At 35.5% G+C, this 1,994-nt stretch carries 3 protein-coding genes; all 3 read left to right on the top strand.

Features of this window, described 5'->3' with window-relative positions; translation table 11 throughout:
• Nucleotides 1–152: 152 nt before the first annotated feature.
• Nucleotides 153–653, top strand: a complete 501-nt coding sequence (locus QS62_RS11795) for an ImmA/IrrE family metallo-endopeptidase (protein WP_197496316.1) — start codon at nt 153–155, stop codon at nt 651–653.
• A 4-nt stretch (nt 654–657) separates the two neighbouring features.
• Nucleotides 658–1,050: a hypothetical protein gene (locus tag QS62_RS11790; RefSeq protein ID WP_066110408.1), complete on the top strand. Its 393-nt coding sequence runs from the start codon at nt 658–660 to the stop codon at nt 1,048–1,050.
• Nucleotides 1,051–1,418: 368 nt separating this feature from the next.
• A partial coding sequence (locus QS62_RS11950) for an antA/AntB antirepressor family protein (protein ID WP_082966205.1) occupies nt 1,419–1,994 on the top strand: 576 nt, incomplete at its 3' end.

Below are 1,994 nucleotides of genomic sequence, written 5' to 3'. Positions count from 1 at the left end.
TTTTTTCACCAAAAGATAAATTGCGGTATTTTTAAAAGTAAGATTTTGTTATATCATACACACAAATTGTCAAGTTTTGATTTGCTAACCAAACCTTTTTAAGCAATAAAACTTATTGATAAATAAGAATATTTTTATATTTGGAAAACACCGTGAATAGCCATCAAAATCCAGCATATTTTGCAGAAACTGTACTTAACAGCTTTTGGAATAAAGTTATTCCTGTTGATCCCATTGCTATTGCAAAGTGTTTCGGAATTAACGTTGTTTACGATAATTTGCCTGGCGATGCATCAGGAGCATTGGTAAAAACTAAAGATATGGATTATCCGATAATTTTAGTAGATCAATCTGATCCTGATGTTCGTAAACGTTTTACCATCGCTCACGAAATTGGACACTATATCTATAATACATTTATTCTTGAACTAAAGAACTATGAAAAAATTGATTATAGAAATAGCAAATCAAGCGGTGGAACAGATACTGAAGAAATTTTTGCCAATAAATTCGCAGCAGCTCTACTAATGCCTGAAAGCTATTTAAAAAAGTTAGACCTATCAAATCGTAGTATAGTAATTGAACAGTCGGCTATTCTTAGAGTGTCTGCTGAAGCATTAAACTATCGCTTAGATTCCTTAAAAGGTTATTAGTTAAATGTCCCAGCCTCAATTTGAAGAATTTATTCATCAAGTTTCAGAAGAAAAGAAACGAGAACGAGAACAAGAAAAAGATATCATCAAAGAAAAAGCGGAAAAAAGTGCTAAAGATGAAGAAAGTTGGGCTAAAACCGACGAAGAAGAACAACGCTCAAAGAAACTCGACAACGATGATAAAGAAAATGATTTTACCTTAAAATCACATTATGCTTACTGGTTAATCGGTGTAATGATTATCCAACTTTTTGTAATGAATAGGGTTTTCATAGGTGTTGGTGCCGGCGAACTAAAATATGATAACTATGTTCTTCATCTCTACATAACAGGAACCTTACTTGAGCTATTCGGCTTAGTACTTGTGATAACTAAATATCTCTTCAAAAATAAATAATTTGACAACCACCGCCCTTTGATTTAGGATATGTCCACTTTCAAACGAAAGTCGGGATTGACCTCCTGAAATGATACAGAGCGGTGAAAATGATAGTCGCTCAAAGCGGCTTTTTTTATAGCTGAAATCTAGCAAATCTACCTTTTCGTAAATTTTTACGAAAACCTTTTTCATAAATTTATGAAAAAGTCCCAAATAACCTTTTAGATAAATTTATCTAAAAGCCCAATGATGAGCTAGGCAGGAGATCCGAAAGGGTCGCCGTTTTACTCTGTATCAACGGTAAGGTCAATCTTGTCTAGTTCATCACCAATGTTTGACCTCTGCGGTGATGAGTTTTTTCAAATATAGATACAGAGAAACTCAAAATGACAAATTCAAATTTAATTCCAGTCTTCAGCGGTTTAATTGCAAATCAAGCAGTACAACTCTGCAATGCTAGACCTTTGCACGCATTCTTAGAAGTAAAATCTGATTTTAACAACTGGATTAAAAACCGCATAACCGACTACGGCTTTACCGAAAACGAAGACTACATCATCGTAACAGAACGCACATTAGGCAGACCACGCAAGGAATATCACATCACCCTTGATATGGGCAAAGAACTGGCAATGGTTGAACGCAATGAAAAAGGGCGACAAGTTCGCAAATATTTCATCGAGTGCGAACGCAGAGCTTTGCAACAACCAAAACAACTCGCCCTACCCGAACCAGAAAAAACATTCACTCTAAACTGGAAAGAAAGCGAGCTTAGACGATTAGCTTCATTTTGGTGTGCAACCTACGAAATGCACAGAATGCTAAAACACATTGAACCCGGACTACGTGCGATTGGCTCAAATTTTGCCTCAACCGTTTATACTCAAGTTAGCGAATATCAATCTACACTTGACCTTATTCACGCACGACTTCAAGTTGATATTGACCCTTTGCAATATATC

The sequence above is a fragment of the Gallibacterium salpingitidis genome (assembly GCF_001678495.1).
Lineage (GTDB): Bacteria > Pseudomonadota > Gammaproteobacteria > Enterobacterales > Pasteurellaceae > Gallibacterium > Gallibacterium salpingitidis.
This window is presented reverse-complemented; position numbering and strand designations above follow the sequence as displayed.